Origin of the sequence: Algoriphagus sp. UBA3586, assembly GCF_002376385.1 — a bacterium.
Lineage (GTDB): Bacteria > Bacteroidota > Bacteroidia > Cytophagales > Cyclobacteriaceae > Algoriphagus > Algoriphagus ornithinivorans.
The window spans coordinates 368,304-394,528 of the sequence record NZ_DFMT01000016.1; the positions used below are offsets into that span (position 1 = coordinate 368,304).

The 26,225-nt window shown below is 39.5% G+C and carries 21 protein-coding genes; 15 read left to right on the forward strand and 6 right to left on the reverse strand.

The genetic code is table 11. The annotated features are described in order from the left end of the window. Positions 1 to 26 precede the first annotated feature (26 nt). A complete protein-coding gene (locus B2906_RS06215; protein ID WP_219959111.1) occupies positions 27 to 152 on the reverse strand; it encodes a 30S ribosomal protein THX in 126 nt (41 codons plus the stop codon). 106 nt (positions 153 to 258) lie between these two features. Between B2906_RS06215 and B2906_RS06220 the strand changes: the two genes are divergently transcribed. The 4 genes from B2906_RS06220 (at position 259) to B2906_RS06235 (ending at position 4,167) form a co-directional block, all read left to right on the forward strand. After that, positions 259 to 981: a LamB/YcsF family protein gene (locus B2906_RS06220; protein ID WP_091649985.1), complete on the forward strand. Its 723-nt coding sequence runs from the start codon at positions 259 to 261 to the stop codon at positions 979 to 981. After that, positions 969 to 1,667, forward strand: a complete 699-nt coding sequence (gene pxpB, locus B2906_RS06225) for a 5-oxoprolinase subunit PxpB (RefSeq protein ID WP_219959112.1) — start codon at positions 969 to 971, stop codon at positions 1,665 to 1,667. Before B2906_RS06220 ends, pxpB begins: the two co-directional genes overlap by 13 nt. Beyond that, positions 1,664 to 2,539 carry a biotin-dependent carboxyltransferase family protein gene (locus B2906_RS06230; RefSeq protein WP_219959113.1) on the forward strand — a complete coding sequence of 292 codons (876 nt, stop codon included), beginning with the start codon at positions 1,664 to 1,666 and terminating at the stop codon, positions 2,537 to 2,539. Before pxpB ends, B2906_RS06230 begins: the two co-directional genes overlap by 4 nt. A gap of 116 nt (positions 2,540 to 2,655) precedes the next feature. After that, a complete protein-coding gene (locus tag B2906_RS06235; RefSeq protein ID WP_219959114.1) occupies positions 2,656 to 4,167 on the forward strand; it encodes a DUF4301 family protein in 1,512 nt (503 codons plus the stop codon). A 66-nt stretch (positions 4,168 to 4,233) separates the two neighbouring features. Here B2906_RS06235 and B2906_RS06240 read toward each other — a convergent pair whose 3' ends face one another. Beyond that, the gene (locus B2906_RS06240) at positions 4,234 to 5,394 is read right to left on the reverse strand and encodes a THUMP domain-containing class I SAM-dependent RNA methyltransferase (RefSeq protein WP_144602722.1); all 1,161 of its coding nucleotides are present in this window, start codon (positions 5,392 to 5,394) and stop codon (positions 4,234 to 4,236) included. A gap of 164 nt (positions 5,395 to 5,558) precedes the next feature. Here B2906_RS06240 and B2906_RS06245 point away from each other — a divergent pair, with 164 nt between their 5' ends. The 4 genes from B2906_RS06245 to B2906_RS06260 all read left to right on the forward strand — a co-directional run bounded on the left by B2906_RS06245 (position 5,559) and on the right by B2906_RS06260 (position 13,349). Further along, positions 5,559 to 6,944, forward strand: coding sequence for a 3-keto-disaccharide hydrolase (locus B2906_RS06245; protein WP_219959115.1), 1,386 nt, complete (start codon positions 5,559 to 5,561; stop codon positions 6,942 to 6,944). 12 nt (positions 6,945 to 6,956) lie between these two features. Next, positions 6,957 to 8,306 (forward strand): Gfo/Idh/MocA family protein, encoded by a 1,350-nt coding sequence (locus tag B2906_RS06250; protein WP_286935987.1) that lies wholly within the window; start codon positions 6,957 to 6,959, stop codon positions 8,304 to 8,306. Between the two features lie 334 nt (positions 8,307 to 8,640). Next, entirely contained in the window at positions 8,641 to 11,658 is a 3,018-nt protein-coding gene (locus tag B2906_RS06255) for a SusC/RagA family TonB-linked outer membrane protein (RefSeq protein ID WP_286935992.1), read from the forward strand. 17 nt (positions 11,659 to 11,675) lie between these two features. Beyond that, on the forward strand, positions 11,676 to 13,349 hold the full coding sequence (locus B2906_RS06260; protein WP_286935997.1) for a RagB/SusD family nutrient uptake outer membrane protein: 1,674 nt from the start codon (positions 11,676 to 11,678) through the stop codon (positions 13,347 to 13,349). Between the two features lie 95 nt (positions 13,350 to 13,444). On the opposite strand, the gene B2906_RS06265 is transcribed toward B2906_RS06260, so the two are convergent. Beyond that, complete coding sequence (locus B2906_RS06265; protein ID WP_091650900.1) at positions 13,445 to 14,467, reverse strand: LacI family DNA-binding transcriptional regulator; 1,023 nt, start codon at positions 14,465 to 14,467, stop codon at positions 13,445 to 13,447. Positions 14,468 to 14,641: 174 nt separating this feature from the next. Here B2906_RS06265 and uxaC point away from each other — a divergent pair, with 174 nt between their 5' ends. From uxaC to B2906_RS06295, 6 genes are all read left to right on the forward strand, one after another. After that, entirely contained in the window at positions 14,642 to 16,081 is a 1,440-nt protein-coding gene (uxaC, locus tag B2906_RS06270) for a glucuronate isomerase (protein ID WP_286935999.1), read from the forward strand. A gap of 2 nt (positions 16,082 to 16,083) precedes the next feature. Next, a complete protein-coding gene (locus B2906_RS06275) occupies positions 16,084 to 16,902 on the forward strand; it encodes an SDR family oxidoreductase (RefSeq protein ID WP_286936002.1) in 819 nt (272 codons plus the stop codon). A gap of 41 nt (positions 16,903 to 16,943) precedes the next feature. Next, positions 16,944 to 18,122, forward strand: a complete 1,179-nt coding sequence (uxuA, locus tag B2906_RS06280; RefSeq protein ID WP_286936012.1) for a mannonate dehydratase — start codon at positions 16,944 to 16,946, stop codon at positions 18,120 to 18,122. Continuing rightward, the gene (locus B2906_RS06285) at positions 18,119 to 18,670 is read left to right on the forward strand and encodes a sugar O-acetyltransferase (RefSeq protein WP_286936014.1); all 552 of its coding nucleotides are present in this window, start codon (positions 18,119 to 18,121) and stop codon (positions 18,668 to 18,670) included. The genes uxuA and B2906_RS06285 overlap by 4 nt, the downstream gene beginning before the upstream one ends. 10 nt (positions 18,671 to 18,680) lie before the next feature. Continuing rightward, positions 18,681 to 20,456: an acyl-CoA dehydrogenase gene (locus tag B2906_RS06290; RefSeq protein ID WP_286936016.1), complete on the forward strand. Its 1,776-nt coding sequence runs from the start codon at positions 18,681 to 18,683 to the stop codon at positions 20,454 to 20,456. 104 nt (positions 20,457 to 20,560) lie between these two features. Continuing rightward, positions 20,561 to 21,493 (forward strand): UDP-glucuronic acid decarboxylase family protein, encoded by a 933-nt coding sequence (locus B2906_RS06295; protein ID WP_091649949.1) that lies wholly within the window; start codon positions 20,561 to 20,563, stop codon positions 21,491 to 21,493. Positions 21,494 to 21,525: 32 nt separating this feature from the next. On the opposite strand, the gene B2906_RS06300 is transcribed toward B2906_RS06295, so the two are convergent. Together B2906_RS06300 and B2906_RS06305 are read right to left on the reverse strand one after the other, a co-directional pair. Continuing rightward, positions 21,526 to 23,211: an AMP-binding protein gene (locus B2906_RS06300; RefSeq protein WP_286936021.1), complete on the reverse strand. Its 1,686-nt coding sequence runs from the start codon at positions 23,209 to 23,211 to the stop codon at positions 21,526 to 21,528. Positions 23,212 to 23,263: 52 nt separating this feature from the next. Further along, the gene (locus B2906_RS06305; RefSeq protein ID WP_286936024.1) at positions 23,264 to 24,421 is read right to left on the reverse strand and encodes an acyl-CoA dehydrogenase family protein; all 1,158 of its coding nucleotides are present in this window, start codon (positions 24,419 to 24,421) and stop codon (positions 23,264 to 23,266) included. A gap of 162 nt (positions 24,422 to 24,583) precedes the next feature. Between B2906_RS06305 and B2906_RS06310 the strand changes: the two genes are divergently transcribed. Continuing rightward, positions 24,584 to 25,546 (forward strand): phosphotransferase, encoded by a 963-nt coding sequence (locus B2906_RS06310; RefSeq protein WP_286936025.1) that lies wholly within the window; start codon positions 24,584 to 24,586, stop codon positions 25,544 to 25,546. A gap of 66 nt (positions 25,547 to 25,612) precedes the next feature. On the opposite strand, the gene B2906_RS06315 is transcribed toward B2906_RS06310, so the two are convergent. Next, a complete protein-coding gene (locus B2906_RS06315) occupies positions 25,613 to 26,200 on the reverse strand; it encodes a hypothetical protein (RefSeq protein WP_091649934.1) in 588 nt (195 codons plus the stop codon). Positions 26,201 to 26,225 lie beyond the last annotated feature (25 nt).

Sequence of the window (26,225 nt, forward strand, 5' to 3'; positions counted from 1 at the left end):
AAAACCCTCTTTTATTGATCAATGCTTTACTTCTTATTCAAACCCATTTTGGCCTTTCTGGTCTGACGATTGGCCTCTTTTTTGGGTCTGCTTGCTCCGAAAGTTCCACGATTGATTTTTCCTCGTCTAGATTTCAAATCTCCTTTTCCCATAATTTTCAGGTTTAAGTTAAAAGATACTCAAAGTTAAAAAACAGCGCTTAGGATGTCAATTTGGGGATTAATGAATCTTTTCCTGTTTTCTTTCTTAATTTAGAATATGGAAAAAGCCAAAATTCAGATCAACTGTGATTTAGGTGAAGGGGTAGAAAATGAAGCCCAAATCATTCCCTTGATTGATGCAGCCAGCATAGCCTGCGGAGGGCATTTTGGGGACCAGAGTACCATTGCCCACACACTTTCTCTCTGTGAAAAATTCGGGAAAGCAGCAGGTGCACATCCCTCCTATCCTGATCTGGAAAATTTCGGCAGGAAATCCATGGATATTTCTGATGAATATCTAATCGATGCCTTAGCCAGTCAATTGGAATTATTCGAATCCGTAAGGCAAAATACCCGACTTGAATTAGATCATATCAAGTTTCATGGAGCTTTGTATAATGATGCAGCCAAAGATTCCAGATTAGCGGAATTACTTTGCCACTTTTTGATCGAAAACCTTCCTGAAACCACCGTCTTTGTTCCACCGGGTTCAGAGATGGAAAAGGCAGCAAAATTGGCTGGATTGGCTATCAAAAGAGAAATTTTCGGCGACCGTACTTATGGGGAAGATCTAAAATTAAGGCCTAGATCAGAGGCAGACTCTCTTTTAACAAAGTATGATTCTGTTGAAAAACACTTAGAACCCATATTGAACTCAGGCAAAATCCAAACGGTCAATGGAACCATGATTTCGGTTCCTGCTGATACCCTTTGTTTTCACGGAGATAACCCCGGATTATTGAATTTTTTACCGAAAATCAGGAAGAAATGGTGGAATTGACTCCTTCAGTTTTTCAAATTGGTCCTCAATACACCGAAATAAAATGGTCCGAACAAGTAAGTGATTCTCTTCTAATTAAAAGATTATCATTGGAAAAATCCCTGCAGAATGAACTGGGAAATGAAATAAATGATTTGAGGGTAGCCTATCAATCAATTGTCGTTAAGTGGAAAAATCAATTTCCTGAAGATCAGTTTCAAAAGCTGATTAAAACTACCTCCGCTCAAACAGCTACTCTTTCAGATACGGTTTGGAAAATTCCCGTATGTTACGGAGGCCAATTTGGAAAAGACCTTCTCAATTTGGCTTCAGAAAAAAAAATGTCAGAGGAGGAAATTGTTCAACTGCATAGTCAGACCAATTATAGGATTTTCTTCTATGGTTTTTTACCTGGGTTTATGTATCTCTCAGGTTTAGACCCCATACTTTCTACTCCCAGAAAATCCATACCAGACCGCAGCATTCTTTCAGGCTCTGTGGCCATTGGAGGAGATCAAACAGGTGTTTATCCCCTGGAATCCCCCGGTGGCTGGCATATCATAGGAAGGAGCCCTATTCCTTTTTTTACTCCCTCTTCTATCCCACCAGTTTGGGGAAAAGCAGGTGACCTGATTCAGTTTACTCCTATTTCTGAATCGGAATATGAGCGGTTAAAGCGAAACCCAAAACTCCCAGAACAGCTATGATCAAGGACATAGCTTATTTGAACCTTATTCAAACAGGCCCAGGGACAAAAATCAGGGATTTAGGAAGAACTGGCTTAGCCCAATTTGGAGTGCCACAATCAGGTCCTGGAGACTTGGAAGCTTTTTTATGGAATAATCATTTACTAAAAAACTCACCTGGAGACGCCCAAATGGAAATCCAACAACCTGGATTGAAATTACAGTTTGAGCAAGCCTGCCAAATTTGTATTTCGGGTGCTTCATCTACCATCAAGCTCAATGGGAAAAATATAGCCTGTAACGGAGTTATAGAGATTCAAGAAGGTGATCTTTTAGAAATAGGAAAATTTCTGCGCGGTTCTTTAATTTATTTGGGAATTCGGGGAGGATTTCAAACCCAAGAGATCTTAGGTTCCAGAACTCAACTAAACGGCATCACAGATGCTGCATCTATTACAAAAGGAGCAAAAATCCCATTTTTCACCAACCTCTCAGACCCGATAAAAACTACTTATTCACATCCTAAATGGGATAATAGCTATTTGGAAAAAGAAGAAATCAGGGTTTACCCTGGTCCGGAGTGGTACTTATTGGATCCCACCGCACAAAAGATGCTTCTATCCAGGGATTTCCATATTTCAAATATGAAAAATACGATGGCAATCCAACTGGAAGAATTGGTCTCCAATCAAATCTCAGATATTCTAACTGCTCCTGTTTATCCAGGGACTATTCAATTGACATCGGGTGGAAAACTATTGGTGCTGCAGCAAGATGCGCAAGTAACAGGAGGCTATCCAAGAGTTTTACAAATTGATGAAAAGGACCTGAGAGTTATAGCTCAAAAGGCTCCGGGTCAAAAAATTCGTTTCCAGCTAGTTTCCGAAGATTAAATTTTGAGCCCACCCAGAAAAAAATCAACATCACTTCTTAATAAATTACTCTTGAAATTTGAGTGATGCCCTCCGACCTGTTAAATTACAGTTTTTACCATTAACCCTAAGACCACATGGATACCCTGTTGAAAGACAAAATTATCGCCCAAGGAATGGATCCTGATACAGTAGCGGAGCAAATTTCAAACTTTAAGGATGGTTTTCCTTATTTGAAAATAACAGGCCCAGCAACTCCTCAGGATGGCATTCAGGTGCTTTCGGATGATCAATTGAAGCATTTTGTAGAAACTTATCCCAAAAAAGCGGCATCTATAGAAGTAGTGAAGTTTGTTCCAGCTTCAGGCGCTGCATCCAGGATGTTTAAAGATCTCTTCTCCTTTTTGGATGGAGATGGTGACTTGAGCAAATCGGCTTTTGTACAGAAGTTCATAGACAAAATCGAAAAATTCGCTTTCTATGATGATTTGAATGCGACATTGAAAGAAAAGAATACTTCGATTGCCGATTGTCTCGATAGAAAGGATTATAAAGAAATAGTAGGTACTCTTTTGGAAGACTCTGGACTAGGTTATGGAAACCTTCCCAAAGGCCTTTTAAAATTTCACCAATACGAATCTGAAGCAAGGACACCTGCCTATGAGCACTTGTTCGAAGGCTCACAGTATGCAGTGGGAAAAGGTAAACTTGTCAAAATTCACTTTACCGTTTCACCGGAACATGAAGAAAAATTCAGAAAAGAAATAGGAAGCATCGTTCCAAAATTGGAGTCCAAAACAGGTCTTAAATACGAGGTAACTTATTCACAGCAGAAAAAATCAACTGACACCATTGCCGTCTCGATGGATAATGAGCCATTCCTTGAAGAAGATGGATCTATTTTGTTTCGTCCAGCCGGACATGGTGCTTTGTTGGAAAATCTAAATGATATTTCTGCTGACTTAATTTTCATCAAAAATATTGACAATGTAGTTCCTGACCGACTTAAACCAGATACAAAAACCTATAAAATGGCCATTGGAGGGCTATTGCTGGAAATTCAGGAGAAAGTTTTTGAAGCTTTAAAAGAATTGAGTCAGGAGATATCGGATGAGTCACTGAAAAAGGCAAAAAATGTCTTTACTGAAGTATTAGGAGCAAAGCTTCCAAATGAGTTTGAAAACCAACCTTTGATGGAAAGAGCCAATTTTCTGAAAGGAAAGCTCAATCGACCGATCCGTGTCTGTGGCATGGTGAAAAATACTGGAGAACCTGGAGGAGGACCTTTTTGGGTGATGGAAAAAGATGGCAGTCAGTCCCTTCAAATCCTCGAAACAGCCCAAATCGATCTTTCTGACCCTGAGTCAAAAAAACATTTTCAGGCTGCTACCCATTTCAATCCGGTAGATTTGGTTTGTGGCACCCGTAATTTCAAAGGAGAAGAATTTGATCTTTTGAAATACAGAGACATGAAAACCGGATTCATTACAGAGAAATCAAAAAGCGGTAGAGAACTCAAGGCTTTGGAATTACCTGGTTTATGGAACGGTGCAATGGCAGGCTGGAATACCTTGTTCGTTGAAGTTCCTTTGATCACTTTCAACCCGGTGAAAACAGTCAATGATCTACTCAGAGATGAACACCAATAAAGGCTGAAGTTTGAAGTTAGAAAGCTGAAAAATTTCAGCTTTCTAACTTTATCTTTCATACTTCCCTTAGTCCCGTTTTCCCTCGTACAAATCGTATTTCAGCAATCTACAGTCGATTGTACCATTCCAAAATTCAATTCTTCGGCTGGCTTTTAGTCCTACTTTTTTGGCCAATTCAAGGTTTCCGGTAAAAATATAACCACGATACCCCGCGCATTTTTGTTTCATGAAATCTCCTATCCTGCGGTAGGTTTGCTCCAATTCCGTCTCCTCTCCCAGCCTTTCTCCATATTCGGGATTAAACATGATCACGCCTCTTGGCTTCTCTGGAATCTCAGTTTCCGCAAAATCACAAACCTGAAAATCAATCATATGATCCACTCCGGCAGTCATGGCATTTTCTTTCGCAAATGAAATAGCTTGTAATGAGATATCAGATGCTATAATCTTGACTTCAGGAACCTCCACTATTTTGGCCTCCAACTTCTTTATTTTAGCTTGATAGGCAGACTCATCATAACCCAGAATTGACATAAAGGCATAATGGGATCTATATAAACCTGGAAATCTTTTTGTAGCCATCAGTGCTGCTTCTATGGCCAAAGTACCTGAACCGCACATGGGATTGATAAAAGGTACTCTCGTATTCCATTCGGTAGCATAAATGGTAGCCGCTGCCAAATCCTCCATCATAGGAGCTTTGCCTGGAATTTTTCTATATCCATGCTTGGCCAGCGTGTCTCCAGAGGTATTAATGTATAAGGTGGCTTGCGTATCCTTCCAGAACATCTGAAAAACGGCCCCGCTAAATTCTGAGCCAGAATCAGGTCTCCTTCCAAATTTTTCTCTGAAACGATCTACAATAGCATCTTTAATTTTCACATTGACAATCAAAGGGGTAGTGACACTTTCATTGTCTGCCACTGAATTAATAGAAAAATAGCCATCCACATCCAGATAATCCTCCCAGGTGATAGCTTTTACTCTGCGATAAATATCATCCGCATGACGCAGATAAAAAGACTTGATTTCGAAGAGTACGTGAGAGGCTGTTCTGAGATGAAGATTCAAATCCATGCAATCTTCCATACTGGCAATAAGTTCTATCCCTGTCCTTTGTACAGATTCAGGAACAAAACCTAACTCTCTTACTTCCTTTTCCAAGTAGGTCACCGATCGGTCCTTGCAAGTAATAAAGACCTTTCTTCTTTCATTAAAATCAAGCATGCACAAAAGTAGGGATTTCAGGCCAAAGGATCTTCGAAGATTTTTGCTAGCTGCTCATGTAAAATCAAAGGTAAAACTCGCAAACGATTGCGTAACTTACATCATGCTCAACTTGTACCTAAGCCTCGAAATTTTCAATTTAGAATGTATAAACAAGACTTTGTATGAATATAAAATCAATTTACATCCTTGCCCTTCTCGGTAGTATTTTCCTTTTTTCATGTTCTTCCGGTGAAAAAGAAAACGCGGATGGATGGAAAAACCTATTTAATGGAGAAGATTTAAGCGGTTGGAAGGCAGTAGCCGGAACAGCCACTTTTGCTGTAGAAAATGGCGAAATCATTGGAACCGCAGTTGCTGGCTCTCCCAATACATTTTTAATCACTGAAGATACATTCGGGGATTTTATTCTGGAGCTAGAGCTTAAGGTAGAGCATGTTTCTTCTAATTCCGGAGTAATGGCCAGAGGACAATTTGATCCCAATGGAAGGGACGGAAAAGGATTGGTTTACGGTTACCAAATTGAGGCTGACCCAACCGAGCGAGCTTGGTCAGCTGGTATATATGATGAAGCCAGAAGAGGCTGGCTATATCCTTTGGAGCTCAATCCTGAAGCAAAATCAGCTTTCAAATTAGGTGAATACAATCAATATAGAATTGAAGTAATTGGAGATGAAATCAAAACCTGGTTGAATGGACAGGAAGTTGCTTATGTCGTAGATGACATGGACAAAATGGGTTTTATTGGTCTTCAGGTTCATAGTATCCAAAAGCCAGAAGATGCAGGTCGAAAAACCTATTTCAGAAATGTAAGGATCAAAACAGAAAACTTAGATCCTCAACCTTTCAACAAAGACATTTTCGTGGTCAATAACCGTTTGAATGAATTGACAGATTATGAAAAAACTCAGGGTTGGAGACTTTTATTTAATGGTCAAAACTCAGAAGGATGGGTTGGAGCCTATAAAGACAGCTTCCCTGATTTCGGTTGGTCTGTTACAGATGGAATATTGACCATTGCAGCCTCAGGTGGCGGAGAATCCACAAATGCTGGAGATATTGTAACCACAGAGGAATTCAGTGCTTTTGACTTAGCTTTTGATTTTAAGTTAACGGAAGGAGCCAATAGCGGTATGAAATATTTTGTCACTTTGAAAGAAGAAAATTCAGGTTCAGCGATTGGCTTGGAATATCAGATTTTGGATGATGAAAGACATCCAGACGCCAAAATGGGAAGAGAAGGTAACAGAACCTTAGCTTCCTTGTATGATTTGATCAAAGCAGAAAAACAGCCTAGATTTTTGAAACCAATCGGAGAATGGAATAAGGGTAGAATAGTCGTGCATCCTGATAATAAAGTGGAACATTATCTAAATGGAATTAAAGTAGTTGAATATGTCAGGGGTTCCCAAGAGTACAAAGACCTAGTGGCAATCAGTAAGTATAAAATCTGGGAAAACTTTGGCGAGGCAGAGCAGGGCCATATCCTTTTGCAGGATCATGGTGATGAAGTCAGCTTTAAAAATATCAAAATAAAAACATTGAACTAAGACCCAATAACCATGAGCAAGCAAAATAGAAGAGAGTTTATCAAAAAAAGTACGGCAGCCACCCTAGGCTTATCGGCTTTAGGAGCTGTGGGCTTTTCAGCCAAATCCTATGGTAGAATCATTGGTGCCAATGAACGATTGAATGTAGCTATAGCAGGTTTGGGAAGGAGATTGGGAGCTTTTTACGAGCCAATCGCTTTAGAATCCAGCAATGTGAATTTGCTTTACCTCTGTGATGTAATGCAAAGCCAAATGACCAAAGCAGCAGGCAATTTTTCCAAGCATATTTCTTATCAGCCCAAATTGGAAGGGAACATCATGAAGGTTTTGGAGGACAAGGACTTGGATGTTTTGATTAATGCTACTCCGGATCATTGGCATGCACCGGGAACTTGGCTTGCAATGGAAAGAGGAAAACACGTATATGTAGAAAAGCCTTGCTCCCATAATCCAAAAGAAGGAGAACTGTTGATCGCTTTACAGAAGAAATACAATAAGGTAGTTCAAATGGGAAATCAGCAACGCTCAGCTCCTGAAAGTAGAGAAATCATTGCCGCCATTCATAATGGAGCAATCGGTAAAGCTTATAAAGCAGTTGCCTTTTACAGTAATCAGCGTGGAAGAGTAGTCAACCCCTCTCCTGCTCCAGTGCCAGAAGGTTTGGATTGGGACATGTTTCAAGGTCCCGCTCCAAGGAGAGCATACACTCATGACACTTGGGATTACAATTGGCACTGGTATGGTTGGGATTATGGCACTGCAGAGACAGGCAATAATGCTACTCATGAATTAGATGTGGCAAGGTGGGCTTTGCAAGTAGATTATCCTTCACAGGTCATGGTTGATTCTGGAAAGTATCATTTTGTGGATGATGGCTGGACTATGTACGATACCATGGAAGCAACTTTTAAGTTTGGTAAAGACAAGACGATCACATGGGACGGTAAAAGTAGAAATGGCCTGAATACTTATGGAGCAGATAGAGGGACAATCATCTACGGTTCTGAAGGAAGTGTATTTGTCAATAGAAATGGCTACAAGCACTTTGACCGAAATGGAAAACTGATTACGGATAGTCAATCTTCAGGTTCCGAAGGTGGTACGCAACTCGGAGGTGGTGGCGACATGAGTACCACTCACGTAGTCAACTTCTTTAACGCAGTAAGGGGAAAAGAAAAACAAAACTCCAATATAGAAGAAGGTGCCGTTAGTACTCTGCTTTGTCATTTAGCCAATATTGCTTCAAGAACTGGTGAAATATTACAATGTGATCCCAAAAATGGTCATATCACCAACTCCAAAGCTGCCATGGCCTTATGGACACGTCAATATGAAAAAGGTTGGGAACCTCCCAAGGTTTAATTTATATTGATTAACAAAAAAAGGAAGATTGAATTATATAATTTGGTCTTCCTTTTTTTATTTCCTGAGACGATATTTTAGGTTATTGTTTAATTTATTTTTCAAACTCATTCATATTTTTTTATGATTCTTAGAAAAATACTATTTAATTGATTTTTAGCTATTTGCAAACGAAATCGATTCCGTAATCTATACTATTAGACACCTTGCTATGGGTTTTATATATAGGTAAATTATAATCATAAATAAAGTTCTAAAGTATCATTAATACACATTAGGAAAACTCTATTTATAACCATAATCTATCTATCAATTAACAATAAACCCTTATCCAATGCGTCCAAAATTTTACACTTACCTCACGGTAGTGCTTTTTCTTTTGCTTGGTGTATTCCAGGCAAAAGCACAAGACCAGCAAGTAAGCGGAACCGTTTCCGACGAAACAGGATATCCCCTTCCCGGGGTGACCATTCTATTGAAAGGAACTACCCGCGGCACAACCTCCGACTTAGATGGAAAGTATTCCATCTCAGCCCCTTCAACCGGGGTTTTAGTATTTTCCTTTATTGGCTATGACCCAAAAGAGGTCACAGTTGGTAATCAGACTACTATTAATGTAAGCCTCAATCCAGATTTATCTGATTTGGAAGAAGTGATTGTGGTAGGATACGGAACAGCCAAGAAAAGTCAACTGACAGGTGCAATTTCTTCAGTTGGAAACAAAGAAATCCAAGAGCTCCCGATCACCGATGCCAGGCAGGCATTACAAGGAAGAGCTGCAGGAGTTGATGTTACTCAGCCCGGATCAAAGCCAGGCTCACCACCTCAGGTTCGTATCAGAGGAAGACGATCATTCAATGCATCCAACGAACCTTTGTATGTAGTAGACGGAATTCCGATTGTAGGTGGATTGGATGACATCAACCCTCAGGACATTACTTCCATGGAAGTTCTGAAAGATGCCTCTGCAACAGCTATCTATGGTTCAAGAGGGGCGAATGGAGTGGTTTTAATCACTACCAAAAGAGGTACAAAAGGCAAAACAGTAGTGTCTTTAGACTCCTATTATGGAATCAATGAAGAATTGGGAAGAATTGAAGTTTTTGATGGACCTGCATTCGCAGAATACAAAAGAGAGTCCAGAAGAGCTACAGGAAACTATCCTGAAGGTCCGGCCACTCCAGAAGCTGATGCAAATATTTTTGAACCAGTAGAATTAGAAAGCTTAGCCATGGGAAGAAGCACCGATTATATCGGAGGTCTACTTCGCACCGGTGCAATCCAGAGTCATCAAATTGGAGTAAGTGGGGGGAGTGATAAAACAACCTTCTTTGTTTCTGCCAACTACTTCAATGACAAGGGAGTAGTAATCAATCAGGATTTCAGCCGCTATACATTTAGGGTGAATATCGATCATCAAATCAATGATAAGTTTAAGATAGGAACCTCCACTCTGGTATCTTACAGTGAAAGAAATGGAGAAGACTTTAACCCACTAGGTGGTGCACTGCAAGAAAATCCATTAGGTAAGCCTTTTGATGATGAGGGTAATTTGATCTTTTTACCTACGTCTGATGGTCTGAGAACCAACCCTTTTGCAGAAGTTGTACCAGGGGCCCAAGTCGATCTTACCAAAAGATACAGGATCTTCAATTCCATTTATGCCAATTGGCAAATTGCAGAAGGTTTGACATACAGGTTTGTTTTTGGTCCTGATTTTAACATAGCCAGGTCTGGAAGATTCACAGGATCTCAAACCAATGCAAGACGTGGTGGGGCAGCTACAGGAAGTGTTAATGAGCGTTTTCGATTCAATTACACGCTAGAAAATATCCTGACATACACTAAAAAATTCAATCAGGATCATAATATTAACATCACTGCCCTTCAGTCCATTCAAAAGGACAATTTTGAGCAGACCACGGTAAGTGTATTAGGCATACCAGCAGAGTCCCAACTATTCCATCGTTTAGGAGATGCTTCCCAAATCACAGGAGCAAACACAAATTTGGTTCAATGGGCTTTGATGTCATTCATGGGAAGGGTTAATTATGATTATAAAAACAAACTCCTTCTAACAGGTACAGTAAGGGCTGACGGTAGCTCAAGATTTGGAGAAAACAATAGGTACGGGGTATTCCCTTCTGTGGCAGTTGGCTGGAATTTATCTGAGGAAGCTTTCCTGAAAAATTCCTCATCCGTAGATCAATTGAAACTGAGAGTCTCTTATGGATCGATTGGAAATCAAGCAATCAATCCTTATCAAACGCAAGCACTTCTTGGTCGTACTACTTATGCTTTTGATAATACTCCTGCATTTGGTTATCGTCCAAACTCAATTGGTAACCCGGATTTGAGATGGGAGACTTCTACAACATTCAATACTGGGGTTGATTTTGCCCTTTGGAAAGGAAGAGTAATAGGTGCTTTGGAATATTACGTCACCAATACTTCCGATCTTTTGGCACCTCAACCATTGCCGAATTCAACCGGATTTGGAGGTTTTATTACCAATATTGGCGAAACCCAAAACCGGGGAATTGAATTAACTCTATCTACCTTAAATGTTGAAAAAGGAGATTTCACTTGGTCCACAGACCTGATTTTCACAAGAAACCGAGAAGAAATCATTTCACTACCCAACGGAGATGATATCGCTGCAGGTAGATTTATTGGGCGTCCATTGACTGTTTTTTACGACTTGAAGAAAGTTGGAATTTGGCAATTAAGCGAAGCTGATGTAGCTAATTCATTTGGCGATGTTCCTGGCGAAATCAAGGTGGAAGATTTCAATGGCGATGGAAGAATCAATGCAGATGACAGACAATTTCTAGGCTCTGCAGTCCCTGATTTCTCAATCGGTATGACTAACCGTTTTGCCTACAAAGGATTTGATTTCAACTTCTTCATCTTTGGAAGATTTGGTTCCATGATCAGATCAGCCTTCCATGATAATTTCAATACGCTGTTTGGAAGATATAATAACCTAGCCGTGAATTATTGGACTCCTAATAATCCGACTAATGATTATCCAAGGCCAAATCAAAATCAAGAGCGTCCGAAATATAATACCTCCATGTCCTACTTCAGCGGAACTTTCGTGAAGGTTAGAAATATCAATTTCGGTTATACTTTCTCTCAAGAAGCAGTTAAAAAGATTGGTTTGCAAAGCCTGCGAGTTTATAGCAGTATTCAGCAGCCGTTTATATTCTCAGAGTACAGAACAAAGCATAAGGGTATAGATCCAGAGGTTTTCATCGATGGAGAGCAAGGGGTCGAAGGTGGTGTAGTCAATGCTAACATATCCCCTGCTGTTACCCAGTTTACTTTTGGAATCAATGCTAAGTTTTAATCAGAAAAATCAATCTCATGAATAAGCAATTAATCAATAATATAAAGTATGGAGCTAAAGCCTGTTTTTTGGCTTTGAGCCTCTCCATGGCTGTTTCCTGCGATGGATTATTGGAGGAGGATGTCATTTCACAAATCGGGAACAATTACCTCAACACTCCAAAAGGTCTAAATGACGGCATAAATGCAGCCTATAGCACTATGAGGAGCTGGTATGGAACAGAAAGAGGAAACAATTTCAGCATTTTCGGAACTGATATTTATACCAATGGATCAGACGGTAGCTGGAAATTTATGAATACCTATACCAATCAATTTGACTCCCAGAATGGGCATGTTCGTGAGCTTTGGGATGAATTGTACAGAGGTATCAATACCTGCAATGCTGTAATCGAAAGAGCCGAGAACGTAACCGGAATGTCCTCCCAATTAAAAGCTCAGAGGGTTGCAGAAGCTAAATTTATAAGAGCTCATCACTATTTCTTATTGGTACAACTTTTTGGAGCAGTGGACCTCCAATTATCCGAAACCAAAGTTCCTACCAAAGAAGTAAGCAGAGCACCTGTTTCCGAAGTTTATGCTGCAATCATTCAAGATCTTCAGGAGGCCATCCCTAATCTGGAAGCCAAAGCTAAATCAAGCGATTATGGAAGAGCTACCAGACCTGCTGCAGAGCATTTACTGGGAAGAGTTTATTTAACCCGTGCAACATCACCTGCAGGCAGCGCAGCAGATTATGCGTCAGCAGAACCTTTATTGAAAAATGTAATTAATAATTACGGATTACGATTATTACCTGATTTTGGAGATGTACATCGCTTTGGAAATGAGATCAACGATGAGGTAATCTGGTCGGTTCAATATACCAGAGACCCTCTTACCAATGGTGGCGGCAATAATGCTCACGTTTTCTTCTTAATGGAATATGATATCCAACCAGGTATGATTCGGGATACTCAAAATGGTAGGCCTTTCAAGCGCTATAAGCCAACTACTTATTGCTTGGAAACTGTATTTGGAGAAAGAGTAAATGACAGTAGATATAAAAAATCATTTGTTGATCATTTTCTTGCCAACAGACCAGGTACATACAATACCACCTTTGACCCGACAAAGCAGAAAGTAACCTTTGCGCAAGGAGACACAACTATTTATCTACCCGGGTTTGAAATGCCTTTGGATGAGCAAGCAAAAAAGCCCTACCAGGTTCTTACCCCAAGTAGATATACGGAAAAGCTGTATCCATCTTTAAACAAGCATTTGGACCCCGGAAGAGTTGATAGAACACAATTTCAAGGTGGAAGGGATTATATCGCTATGCGCCTTGCAGACACTTATCTTCTTTTAGCAGAAGCCCAATTTAGACAGGGTAAAGTTGCTGAAGCTACCGAAACCATCAATGTGGTGAGAAGAAGAGCTGCTTTTCCAGGAAGAAGTAGTCAAATGGAAATTACTCCATCTCAGATGACTTTCGAATTTTTGACTGAAGAAAGAGCAAGGGAATTGATTGGCGAGCAAACTAGATGGTTAGACTTGAAACGCTGGGGTATTTTGGTAGAAAGAGTTAAGGCATTCAACCCTCAAGGAGCTCCAAATATTCAGGATTTCCATACTCTTAGACCTATACCTCAAAATCAAATAGATCGGGCTGAAGGTGGAGCAAGTGCTTTCCCTCAAAACCCCGGTTATTAAAAATTAGCTGGTTTTCAAACAAAAAACTGCTTCGATTTTCGGAGCAGTTTTTTTATTTCCAGCACACTAAAGCTGACTTATAATTTCTAAACCTTTTATCTCACAAGTGTCGACTCCCTAATCGTAATTTTACTGGGAATGGTAATTACCTGATTCAAAAGATCGGGCTGTCTGGGCTTTGTTAGCTTTTTGATTAAAAGCTTTGCACACTCCTCCCCTATAGTTTCTGCAGGTTGAGTGATTGTAGTTAGGGATGGATTTAGCAATCCGGCAATACTCATATTTGAGAAGGAAATAATCTTCAAATCATCCGGAATGCTCAAGTTTGTTTTTTTGACTGCCTGATAAGTAGCTAAAGCCAATTTTTCAACAGAAGAAAGTATACCATCCGGTCTGTTTGAGGACAACAGCAACTCTCTAATCAACTGAGTATTATCTTCATCACTATGACAGCAATGTAGGCTAAATGCGGGTTCAGGTTCCATTCCAGCCATTTTCAAGGCATCTACATAGCCTCTGTGCCTTTCTTTGGTAATGGAAAGTTCTTTACTAAGCATTAAAAATGCGATCTTTTTACATCCTTGCTGAATCAAATGCTTAGTTCCTTCGAAAGCACTTTCATAGTCATTTGTGATGAATTTGGTGGTGGGAATTTCTGAACAAATTCGATCAAAAAATAATATAGGCAAACCTCTATCATGCAAGCGCTTCAAATGAGAAACATCACTTGTTTGGCTGGAAACAGACATGACTATTGCATCAGCTCTGCCATTTTGAAGCAAAGAGAGGATTTTCTTTTCTTTCTCTACATCCTCGTGGGTACTGTAGACCAGCAAATGATAGCCATGCTCAGAAGTAATTTCTTCGATTCCATCGATCACCTGAGAGAAAAAGTAATTAATACGCTCAGGGATAATTACTGCAATGGTTTTACTCTTATTCTCCCTCAAACTTCTGGCAAATGGATTAGGCTGATAATTCAGTTTTTCCGCCATGCTAATCACCTTTTTTTTGGTGGCTTCGGAAATTTCGTAACTGTCATTTAAAGCCCTGGATACGGTAGATGGCGCCAAATTCAACTCAGCTGCCAATTCCTTGAGACTGATTCCATTATTCATGACTATTTTGGGTTTGTTAGTATAAAAGTCATTGAAAATACGAATCATTTTCGCTCTCTTGGTAAAATGGTTCGGAAAATTTCGCAAACGTTTTCGTATTTAAATCTTCAAATGCTCTCGATTCGGGGTAAATTCAAGTTTGAAACGGAATGCTAATTTGATGACCTTTTTCCCATGATTTCAACTGATTCGCAAGTGAATTTTCTATCCGAAGACTTCTTATTGCAAAACTCTTTTGCTAAGACGCTATACCACGATTACGCTAAAAATCTACCCATCATAGATTATCACAATCACCTTTCTCCCTCAGAGGTCAATTCCAACAGGCAATTTGATAATATGAGCCAAATTTGGCTGGCTGGAGATCACTATAAGTGGAGAGCTATGCGGACCTTGGGCGTCTCTGAAAAATATATTACAGGCAATGCCACTGATTCAGAGAAGTTTAAAAAATGGGCTCAAACCGTTCCTTACACCATGCGTAATCCGCTGTATCATTGGACTCATTTAGAGCTGAAAAGATATTTTGGAATTGAAGAAATATTAAATGAATCCAATGCAGCTGAAGTTTATCTTCATTGCAATGAATTACTTCAAAAGCCGGAATATGCCACTCAAGGATTATTGGGGCAAATGAAAGTGGAAGTAATCTGTTCAACAGATGACCCCATTGATTCTCTACATGATCATGTTGATTTTAGTAGAAAAAAAACAGAGCTATCCATGTATCCTGCATTCAGGCCGGATAAAGCTTATGCCATAGAAAACCCGGATGCCTATCTTTCCTATTTAGAAAAACTGGGAGAAGCAGCAGGAATTAGCATTCAGAATTATGAAGATCTTTTGGCTGCTCTAGAAAATAGAATTGGATATTTTCATGAGAGGGGTTGTAGGCTAAGTGACCATGGTTTGGAGCAGTTATATTTCTTTGAAAAAGACGAATTCAATCTTCAGGATCTATTTGAGTTAATTCGCTACAAAAAGAAATTAGAACCCAAAGAAATCCAGTATTTCAAATTCAAAACCTTGCAGGAAATTTGCAAAATGTATCATTCCAAGGGCTGGGTTCAACAGTTTCATTTGGGAGCTTTGCGGAATACCAATACACGAAAATTGGATGAATTGGGACCGGATACGGGATTTGATTCCATCGGGGACTTTGATCAAGCCAAAGCATTAGCAGGCTTCTTAAATTCACTTGATAGCAAGGATCAATTAGCTAAAACTGTCCTTTATAATCTCAATCCAAGAGATAATGAAGTAATTGCAACCATGATTGGAAATTTTAATGATGGAAGCACCAAAGGGAAAATTCAATTTGGCTCAGGTTGGTGGTATTTAGACCAAAAAGACGGGATGGAAGCCCAGATGAATGTATTGTCAAATATGGGATTGATATCATGCTTTATAGGTATGTTGACCGATTCTAGAAGCTTTTTATCCTTTCCAAGACATGAGTATTTCCGAAGAATCCTTTGCAATCTATTTGGAAAAGATGTAGAAAATGGAGAACTCCCCTGGGATGAAAAATGGCTGGGAAAAATCATTATTGATATTTGCTACCAAAATGCCAAAAACTATTTTGACTTTAATTCAAAAAATATAACCGTCTGATAATGGGTAACTCTCTTTTCAACCTTTCTGGAAAAATAATTGCCTTCTCCGGCGCTACAGGAGTACTGGGCGAAGCTATGAGCAGGTATTTAGCTAAAGAAGGTGCTACGATTTTGATCCTAGGAAGGAATGAAGTCAAAATAGAAGATCTCATTGTCAAAATAAAATCAGAAGGCGGAAAAGCGGAGGGCTTTCAATGTGATGTTACCGATGAAGACCAAGTAAAAAAGGCTGCAGAAGAAGTAAAAAAAGCAGTCGGTAGCATTGATATCTTGATCAATGCAGCAGGTGGAAATATGCCGGGTGCTGTAATCAGACCTGATCAAAATTTTCTTGATCTGGATGCCAAAGCTTTGAAAAAGGTAATGGATCTCAACTATTTGGGAACAGTGCTTCCAACCAAGCATTTTCTCCCTTTGATGCTGGCGCAGAACAAAGGAAATATTATCAATATCAGCTCCATGGCTGCCAGTAGACCTATGACGAGAGTAATGGGATATGCTTCCGCCAAAGCAGCTATAGATAATTTGACCAAGTGGTTGGCTGTGGAATTGGCGAAGAAACATGGTCCTGATTTCAGAGTGAACGCGATTGCACCTGGATTCTTTCTCACAGAACAAAACCGGACTTTATTAACAGAAAATGACGGATCACTAACCAGTCGAGGAAATCAGATCATAGAACATACTCCTATGGATAGATTTGGAAAACCAGAAGATCTCTTTGGAGCATTACAATGGCTTTGTTCAGATGCCTCTGCTTTTGTCACTGGAACAATCATTCCGGTTGACGGAGGCTTTAGCGCATTTTCCGGTGTTTAATTTTCATGATCTCAACCCAATAAACCCTAAAAGAAAAATCAATGGCACTATTCAAAATGGAACAAACCATGCGATGGTATGGTCCTAATGATCCAGTCAGTTTAAGAGATATTCGTCAAGCAGGTGCTACAGGAATTGTAACTGCCCTTCACCACATCCCAAATGGGGATATATGGTCAAGAGAAGAGATCCAGCTTCGAAAAAAAACTATTGAAGATGCCGGATTAAACTGGTCTGTGGTAGAATCTGTTCCAGTTCATGAGCGTATCAAAACCAGATCTGGTAACTTTCAGGAACTGGTAGCCAATTACCAACAAACCATCAGAAATCTGGCATCTGAAGGAATTTTTACTGTTTGTTACAATTTCATGCCCATACTTGACTGGACTAGAACAGATTTGGAACGAGAACTTCCAAATGGATCCAAGGCTTTATTTTATGAAAAGAAGGCGGTTCAGGCATTCGACCTTTTTATTTTGAAAAGACATGCAGCTTTGGAGGAATATACTCCCAAGGAAATTGAGGAAGTGCGAAAGTATTATGAAGTCCTTTCTCCTGAAAAGAAGCAACTAATTATTGATAACATTCTGAAAGGCTTACCTGGTTCTGAAATTGGTTACACCTTGGATGAGTTCAGAGAAATGCTTTCAACTTATGAAGGCATCAATGCACCTAAACTTCAAGAGCATCTTAGGCTTTTTTTGGATGCTTTAGTTCCTGTAGCCGAAGAGGTGGGCGTTTACATGACGATACATCCAGATGATCCTCCTTTCTCGCTGTATGGCTTGCCTAGAGTAGTGTCAACAGCTGCAGATGCAAGAAGAATAATAAGAGACAACCCAAGTCCTCATAACGGATTGTGCTTTTGTACCGGAAGTTATGGAGTAAGACCAGACAATGATTTACCTGCAATGGTTGCAGAATTTGGTGATCATATCAATTTCATCCATCTGAGAAGTACTAAAAGAGATGAGGGAGGGAATTTCTTTGAAGACAATCATTTGGAGGGCGATGTGCCAATGGTTGCCGTAATTGATGAAATACTGAAAATTCAGGAAAAAAGGGGAAAAAGTATTCCTATGCGTCCTGATCATGGACATCAAATGCTGGATGATTTAGGTAAAAAAACGAACCCTGGCTACTCTGCAATTGGAAGATTAAAAGGTTTGGCTGAAATTAGAGGAGTGGAGCAAGCACTTCTTTACAGCAAAACCAAATGACAGAAAAAGAAAAAATGCTCGCCGGCCAACTCTATCAGGCCGGCGATCCTATTTTATCATCAGAGAGGCTAAGAGCAAGAAAGCTATTAAAGGAATTCAATTTTTCAGATCCGGAAGAATCCGAGAAAAGGCAAAATATCTTGAGCCAATTACTGGGCAGCATCGGTGAAAACTGCTGGATCGAGCCCCCTTTTTCCTGTGATTATGGTTATAATATTTCTTTGGGCAACCATGCCTTTTTTAATTTCAATTGTGTGATATTGGATGTTGTCCCTGTTACCATAGGGGATAGAACTTTAGTGGGTCCAAATGTTCAATTTTATCCAGCAACCCATCCTATCGACTCAAAAATCAGAGGAGAGCTTTGGGAGTTCGGCAAAGAAATTCATGTTGGATCAGATGTTTGGATTGGAGGTGGAAGCATTATCTGCCCTGGTGTAAAAATTGGTAATAGGGCAATTATTGGAGCAGGATCTGTGGTAACCAAAGATGTTCCCGAGGATGTGATAGTTGCAGGTAATCCCGCCCGAATAATCAAAAAAATATAAGCTAAAAACCATGACTCAATTTTATTCTAAGCGAGACCTTAAGTTTCAACTTTTTGAATTGATAAAAGCTGATGAGTTAAATCAAATCGAATATTTTAAAGATCATAATCGGGAAACCTTTGAAATGATCCTTGAAGCTGCAGATCAAATAGCTCAAAAGTCTTTAAGACCTTTACTTACCGAGATGGATCGCAATGAACCCCAATTGGAAAACGGGAAAATTAAGATTCACCCAAAAATGAAACCCATTATCCAACAATTTGGAAAGGATGGATGGATTAATGCTACTTTTAGCTATGAAGAAGGCGGTCAACAATTACCTTGGACTATACATATTGCAGCGGGGTTCATTCTTCAGGCAGCAAATTACTCAGCCTCTGTATTTCCTTTTTTGACTACTGGAGCTGCCAACTTGATACGAACTTTTGGTAGTAAGGAATTAATAGAAAAGTTTACACCAAATCTCTACTCTGGGCTTTGGCAGGGCACCATGGCTTTGACTGAGCCTGATGCAGGAAGTTCCCTCTCAGACCTAAGCACTACTGCGTTTCCGACAGATGAAGCTGGAGTCTATAAAATTAAAGGTCAAAAAATCTACATATCCTGCGGAGATCATGATGCCTGTGAGAATATCATTCATCTCATGCTGGCCAGAATAGATGGCGCACCTGCTGGAACAAAAGGAATATCTCTTTTTGTAGTTCCCCAAAAGCGAATTGATACAGAAGAAAGTAACGATGTATTAACTCAGGGAATTTATCACAAGATGGGTTATAAAGGAGCCCCAATAGCTCATCTGATGATAGGTTCAGAAGATCAGTGTGAAGGATATCTTGTGGGTGAAGCAAATCAGGGCTTGAAGTACATGTTTCAAATGATGAATGAGGCAAGACTTGGAGTAGGTATGAACGGGGTTGCAATTGCTACTGCCGCTTATTATTCCTCTTTGGCCTATGCGAAAGAACGCCCTCAGGGAAGGAGAATTAACAATAAAGATCTCAATCAACCACAAGTTCCCATAATAGAGCATGCAGATGTAAAGCGTATGCTTTTGTTTCAGAAAAGTGTCACTGAGGGTTCTTTGGCACTCTTGCTATACTGCTCCAAACTTGCGGATGAAGTCCAGCGGGAACCAAACTCAGAGAAGAAAAAAGCCAAGGAAGCATTGCTGGACTTATTAACCCCAATTGCAAAAAGCTACCCATCAGAAATGGGTGTTCATAGTACATCTGCAGCTGTTCAGGTTTTAGGTGGGGCTGGCTACACTACGGATTTTCCTGTAGAGCAATATTATCGTGAAGCCCGAATACATCCTATTCATGAAGGAACTACAGGGATTCATGGATTAGATCTTTTAGGAAGAAAGGTCTTGATGTCAGAAGGACTAGCTTGGAAATTACTTCACCAAGAAATATTGAAGAGCCTAAATCAGTCAAGCCTTGACCCTAATTTGAAATCAAGATTTGAAAAATACCATAGGATAGTTTTAGAAACAGCGGAGAAAGTATTGGCAAGGAGTAAAAAAGGCCTAGAATATTATCTTGCCGATGCCACTTTATTCCTAGAAATGTGCGGAATCCTTTGCGTAGCTTGGAAATGGCTAGATCAATCCCATATCGCCCAAAGTCAATTAAATGGTGGATCTCCGGAGAAAGCTTTCTATCAAGGTAAAATAATGGCCTCAGAATATTTTATGGAATATGAGCTAACAAAAATAGAATCCCTTGCAGCAAGGCTTCAATCGGAGAACTACCCTACTCTTGAAATGAAAAATGATTGGTTTTAATCCTTCAAAGTGAGAGCTACTGTTTAAATCGATCTTTATCCATGAATATTGAAAAACATTTGCTTATTTTGGCGAGCAATAAATTTTAACATCATTTAATATTAATGAAAAGAGTTTTAGTAAGTGGTGGTGGCGGATTTTTGGGTAGCCATCTATGCGATAGATTATTAAAGGAAGGTAACGAAGTACTATGTGTGGATAATTTTTTCACGGGAAATAGAAGAAACATTCACCATCTTTTAGACAATAAGAATTTCGAATTATTGAGGCACGATGTGACTCATCCTCTTTATGTGGAAGTGGACGAGATTTATAATCTCGCTTGCCCTGCCTCTCCAATTCATTATCAATTTGACCCTGTTCAAACGACCAAAACCTCCGTGATTGGTGCAATGAACATGTTAGGTTTGGCTAAAAGGCTGAAAATTAAAATCCTTCAGGCAAGTACTTCTGAAGTTTATGGAGATCCAGAAATCCATCCTCAACCTGAATCCTATAGAGGTAATGTAAATACGCTTGGTCCTCGTGCTTGTTATGATGAGGGAAAGAGGTGTGCAGAAACTTTATTCTTTGATTATCACAGACAGCATGGAGTTGCGATCAAAGTGATGAGAATATTCAATACTTATGGTCCAAGAATGCACCCGAATGATGGCCGAGTTGTCAGCAACTTTATTGTTCAGGCATTAAAAAATCAAGATATCACTATCTACGGCGATGGAAAGCAAACTCGTTCTTTCTGTTATGTAGATGATAATATCGAAGGAATGTACAGGTTGATGAACTCCAGAGACGGATTTACTGGTCCGGTTAATATTGGAAACCCCGGAGAATTCACCATGTTGGAGCTAGCCAACTTGGTAATCGAACTGACCAACTCGAAAAGCAAGCTGGTTCATATGCCATTACCACAGGATGATCCAATGCAGAGAAAGCCAGTTATCGATCTTGCAAAGAAAGAATTAGGCTGGGAGCCTACAATTCCACTCCGAGAAGGTTTGGTCAAAACAATTGAATATTTCGAAAGTATTATATAAATCAAAAGCCACCCTCTCGGGTGGCTTTTTTTTTATTTGTCTCCGTGCTTTTCTATATGAGCCTCTTTGATTTTTCTCCTCAGAATTTTACCCACATTGGATTTAGGCAGCTCATCAGTAAAATATACTTCTTTTGGAATCTTATAGTTGGTCAAAGATTCGTGGCAATGTGCTATAACAGCCTCAGCCTTCAGACTTTGATCTTTTGCTACTACATAGGCTACCACCTTTTCAGTTGATTTTGGATCCGGCATTCCTATGACTCCGACTTCTAGTACTCCTGGACAGGAAGCTATACAATCTTCAACTTCATTAGGATAGACATTAAACCCAGAAACTAGTATCATTTCTTTCTTTCTATCCACGATTTTGAAGAAGCCATCTTCATCCATAACTCCAATATCTCCTGACTTAAACCACTCTCCATGCATTACATTTGCGGTTTCCTCGGGACGATTCCAATAGCCTTTCATCACTTGAGGTCCTTTAATCAAAATCTCTCCTCTTTCTCCTAATCCCAATGGTTCACCCTCGTCATTGGCAATCATAACTTCCGTATTTGGCAAAGGAATTCCAATTGTTCCAATTCTCTCAGTTCCATCAATAGGATTACATGTAGCTACTGGTGCAGTCTCTGTCAAGCCATAACCTTCTGCTAAAGGAACTCCAGTGACTTTTTTCCACTTTTCAGCAGTAACTTTCTGAACAGCCATCCCTCCACCTACTGCGATCTTTAATTTGCTGAAGTCAAGATTCAAAAATGCTTCCTGATTGAGCAAACCATTGAACAAAGTATTGACTCCTGTAAAGACCGTAAACTGATGTTTAGATAAATCTTTACAAAAAGCCTTCATATCCCTTGGATTGGTGATCAAAAGGTTATGTGCTCCAATTTTTAGCATAGCCAAACAATTCACTGTCAAGGCGAAAATATGATATAATGGCAAAGCAGTAATTACAATTTCCTCTCGCTCTTTCAACTTAGGTTTCATCCAAGCAGAAATCTGCTGCATGTTGGCTACTATATTGCCATGGGTTAACTCTGCACCTTTGGAAACTCCTGTAGTTCCTCCTGTATATTGCAGGAAAGCGGTATCTTGAAGAGAAATCTTTGGTTTTTTGAAGCTATGCTTAGCTCCTTTTGAAAGTGTGGATTTCAAGGAAACAGCATTGGGAATACTGTAAGCAGGAACCATTTTTTTGATATGCTTCACCACCAAGTTTACCAATGTGCCTTTGAAACCGCCCAACATATCCCCCAATTCTGTAACTATGACATGTTTAGCGGGGATTTCATGAAGGATTTTTTCCAAGTTGTAGGCAAAGTTGGCTACAATGACAATAACATCAGCTCCGGAATCATTGAACTGATGCTTCATTTCGGAAGATGTATAAAGTGGATTGGTATTAACTACAACCATCCCTGCCCTTAAGGCACCAAACATCACCACAGGGTATTGAAGAATATTAGGCATTTGGATAGCAACGCGGGAACCCTTTTTCAACTTTAATTCCTCTGTCAAGTAGGCAGCAAAGTGAGCACTGTATTCATTTACTTGATTGAAAGACAGTGTCTTACCCATACATTCATAGGCGACTGCATCTTTGTATTTCTCAACGCTTTCATCGAATAAATCTGCAACACTGGAGTATGCTTCACAATTCACTTCTTTTTCAACAGAGGCAGGGTAATGTTTAAACCACGGAAAATCCTTCATCGATTGGCTAATTTGGGTGTAACGTTATATTTAATTAAAGCCTAATATAATTCTATTTTAAAATTTTTCGGGCAATTAACTCCTTCATAATTTCATTTGTACCTGCATAAATTCTCTGAACTCTCGCATCTGCATAAGCTCGAGCTACTCCATACTCCCACATGTACCCATATCCTCCGTGTAATTGTACACATTCATCCGCCACCTTGCACTGAAGTTCGGTCATATTGTATTTAGCTGCAGATGCCATAGCAGGATCAACTAATTTGGAATTATGCAACTGCACCAAATGGTCACAATAGATCCTTCCCTGCTCCAAAGCTGCTGTCATCTCTGCTAATTTGAATCTGGTATTTTGGAACTCTGAAATACTTTTATTGAAGGCTTTCCTTTGCTTCACATATTCAACAGTGGATGCCAGCATATATTCTCCCAAAGCAACTGCCGCCAAAGCGACTACCAGTCGCTCTTGGGCAAGTTCAGTCATCAAATATTTGAACCCTTCTCCCAACTTACCAAGAAGGTTTTCCTTTGGAACTTTCACATCTTCAAAGAATAATTCGCAAGTATCTTGGGCATGAAGGCCTACTTTCTCAAAAGGCTTTCCTTTTGAAAATCCTTTCATATCCTTATCAATCAAAACCAAACTAATGCCTTTTGCACCTTTTGCAGGGTCAGTTTTAACCGCAACAACCACAACATCAGATAGATAACCATTTGTAATGAAAGTTTTACTTCCATTAACCAAAAAATGATCTCCTTTATCCTCAGCTGATGTACGCATTCCCTGTAAATCAGAACCAGCACCGGGCTCAGTCATTGCAACGGCACCGATAAAATCGCCTGAAACCATCTTGGGGATATACTTCCTCTTGGCTTCTTCTGTGCCATAATGCAAAATATAAGGCATCACAATGTCACTGTGAAGGGGATATCCAATCGCAGGTCCTGAGCATCCACTCAATCCCAATTCTTCGATTAATATCGCATTGTATCGGAAATCCTGTATGTTCATTCCTCCCAATGACTCGGGAGCTTGTATGCCTAAGAATCCGTTTTCACCAAATTTTTTCCAGGATTCTCGAGAAACCATTTTTTGTTTCTCCCATTCTGCATTGTAGGGGCTAATCTCTCTGGCAATAAAATCTTTTACACTCTGCCGAAAAAGCTCATGCTCTTCGGTAAATAACATTCGTGGTAGTCCAAACATTGGGTTTATATCGTTTTTAATTCCCTCAAAAATAGAAAATTCAGCTGTTTTTGAGGTTAATTAAGGGTTTTCATTTAAGGAAAAATAAACAATTCCTTTTCTGAAAAATTGATTAACAAGACTTATGTTTAAACTTCAACCACAAAGACATCTAGCTTTCCTATGACCGAGTTAAGTATCAACAGCCCCATTTCTGATTTAGAAGTACTGGATTTTTGGAAAAAAGGAGAAAAAATCCTCAATGTATTGCCTGCCGGCGACAGTAATATGAACCTGGTTTTAAGAGTACAGACAAATGAAAGGTCTGTCATCCTCAAGCAATCCAAACCTTATGTCAGGAAATTCCCTCAAATCCCTGCTCCCATCGAAAGAATTGATGTAGAATACCAATATCTCAGCAGGATTAATCAGCAGGAAAGTCTGCGTCCCTACTCCCCGGAAGTATTGGCTTATTATCCTGATCAACATATTTTAATTACTGCAGATTTGGGGACAGAAGGAGACTTTTCGAAAATGTATCAAGCTGATTTTTCTTTAAGTCAAAATCATGCAAAATCCATCTTTCAATATCTCAATTTCCTACATCAGGTTGATGGGTTGGGTTTTCCTGAAAATCTAGAAATGAAGAAATTAAATCATGAGCACATTTTCAATTTTCCTTTCTTAGAAGAAAATGGCTTTGACTTAGATAGCGTTCAGCCTGGCTTGCAGGATTTGAGTATGGCTTGGAAAAGGGATACACAGCTGAAATCCAAAATCACTGAATTAGGTAAAAGATATCTTTCTACCGGAAAGACTTTACTTCATGGTGACTTTTATCCAGGTAGCTGGATAGAATCTCAAGGTGATTTAAAAGTCATTGATCCTGAATTTGGTTTTATGGGTGATGCCGAGTTTGATCTAGGCGTGGTCTTGGCACATGGAGATCTCAGTGGAAACTCTGAAATTATTCAGCAAGCTTTCCAGGATCATTATACCCTGCCTTATTCCCAAGCTTTGTTGGATCAATATCATGGGGTTGAAATCTTGAGAAGGTTGATAGGAATAGCCCAGCTTCCAGTAAATTTTGATCTGGAAGCAAAGAAAAAATTATTGGAAAAGGGAAGAAAGCTCATTCTTGGCTAAGTTGCCGTGAAAAACAAAAAAGCTCCAAACATCTGCGTCTGGAGCTTTTTTTCTTCAATTTTTGAATTAGAAATGGAGAATTTTCATTCTTCCTTTAGAGTCTGTTACCTCCAAATAAACTTCTTCAGGACTTAATCCCTGCAATTTGAAATCCTTGGTAAAGCCTTCTGAAACATTGATTCTTTCAGAGTGCAAAATTGCATCAGAATCTTCATGACGAACTTTAACTCGAACTCCAGGTTCGGTCAATCCAAACACAGATAAATTGATGGTCTGATCGTCCACTTTCTTACCGTAAGCTGCCAATGGATACTCATCAATTATTTTTTTGCGCTCAAACGTTTCCACCTTGTAAGTTACTTCCTCATCCTCCGTAGTAATTTTGACCTGATATTCTCCACAAGGCATTTCATTCAAGTCATAAGGAACGATTACTTGCTGGTCCTTTACATTTACTTTTCTTTGGTGGAGCATTTTTCCATCCTCATCAAGGATTGCTACTTTGGCTTTCCCAATACCTTCTTTAAGAAGGACGTTTACTTTTTTAAACTTGGCGCTGGCAGTAGATAAAGCCATCAAGTCTTCATTTGAATTTGAAGCTAGAGTGCTAGTTGCTAAAAGTCCGGCCATTGCGATTGTGAATAAGGTTTTCATAATGTGAGTTGGTTTAGTGTTTCAA

Excerpts from the sequence above, each read along its gene's own strand:
- B2906_RS06215 (WP_219959111.1), bottom strand. The coding sequence starts at position 152 with ATGGGAAAAGGAGATTTGAAATCTAGACGAGGAAAAATCAATCGTGGA.
- B2906_RS06220 (WP_091649985.1), top strand. The coding sequence starts at position 259 with ATGGAAAAAGCCAAAATTCAGATCAACTGTGATTTAGGTGAAGGGGTA.
- pxpB (WP_219959112.1), top strand. The coding sequence starts at position 969 with ATGGTGGAATTGACTCCTTCAGTTTTTCAAATTGGTCCTCAATACACC.
- B2906_RS06230 (WP_219959113.1), top strand. The coding sequence starts at position 1,664 with ATGATCAAGGACATAGCTTATTTGAACCTTATTCAAACAGGCCCAGGG.
- B2906_RS06235 (WP_219959114.1), top strand. The coding sequence starts at position 2,656 with ATGGATACCCTGTTGAAAGACAAAATTATCGCCCAAGGAATGGATCCT.
- B2906_RS06240 (WP_144602722.1), bottom strand. The coding sequence starts at position 5,394 with ATGCTTGATTTTAATGAAAGAAGAAAGGTCTTTATTACTTGCAAGGAC.
- B2906_RS06245 (WP_219959115.1), top strand. The coding sequence starts at position 5,559 with ATGAATATAAAATCAATTTACATCCTTGCCCTTCTCGGTAGTATTTTC.
- B2906_RS06250 (WP_286935987.1), top strand. The coding sequence starts at position 6,957 with ATGAGCAAGCAAAATAGAAGAGAGTTTATCAAAAAAAGTACGGCAGCC.
- B2906_RS06255 (WP_286935992.1), top strand. The coding sequence starts at position 8,641 with ATGCGTCCAAAATTTTACACTTACCTCACGGTAGTGCTTTTTCTTTTG.
- B2906_RS06260 (WP_286935997.1), top strand. The coding sequence starts at position 11,676 with ATGAATAAGCAATTAATCAATAATATAAAGTATGGAGCTAAAGCCTGT.
- B2906_RS06265 (WP_091650900.1), bottom strand. The coding sequence starts at position 14,467 with ATGAATAATGGAATCAGTCTCAAGGAATTGGCAGCTGAGTTGAATTTG.
- uxaC (WP_286935999.1), top strand. The coding sequence starts at position 14,642 with ATGATTTCAACTGATTCGCAAGTGAATTTTCTATCCGAAGACTTCTTA.
- B2906_RS06275 (WP_286936002.1), top strand. The coding sequence starts at position 16,084 with ATGGGTAACTCTCTTTTCAACCTTTCTGGAAAAATAATTGCCTTCTCC.
- uxuA (WP_286936012.1), top strand. The coding sequence starts at position 16,944 with ATGGCACTATTCAAAATGGAACAAACCATGCGATGGTATGGTCCTAAT.
- B2906_RS06285 (WP_286936014.1), top strand. The coding sequence starts at position 18,119 with ATGACAGAAAAAGAAAAAATGCTCGCCGGCCAACTCTATCAGGCCGGC.
- B2906_RS06290 (WP_286936016.1), top strand. The coding sequence starts at position 18,681 with ATGACTCAATTTTATTCTAAGCGAGACCTTAAGTTTCAACTTTTTGAA.
- B2906_RS06295 (WP_091649949.1), top strand. The coding sequence starts at position 20,561 with ATGAAAAGAGTTTTAGTAAGTGGTGGTGGCGGATTTTTGGGTAGCCAT.
- B2906_RS06300 (WP_286936021.1), bottom strand. The coding sequence starts at position 23,211 with ATGAAGGATTTTCCGTGGTTTAAACATTACCCTGCCTCTGTTGAAAAA.
- B2906_RS06305 (WP_286936024.1), bottom strand. The coding sequence starts at position 24,421 with ATGTTTGGACTACCACGAATGTTATTTACCGAAGAGCATGAGCTTTTT.
- B2906_RS06310 (WP_286936025.1), top strand. The coding sequence starts at position 24,584 with ATGACCGAGTTAAGTATCAACAGCCCCATTTCTGATTTAGAAGTACTG.
- B2906_RS06315 (WP_091649934.1), bottom strand. The coding sequence starts at position 26,200 with ATGAAAACCTTATTCACAATCGCAATGGCCGGACTTTTAGCAACTAGC.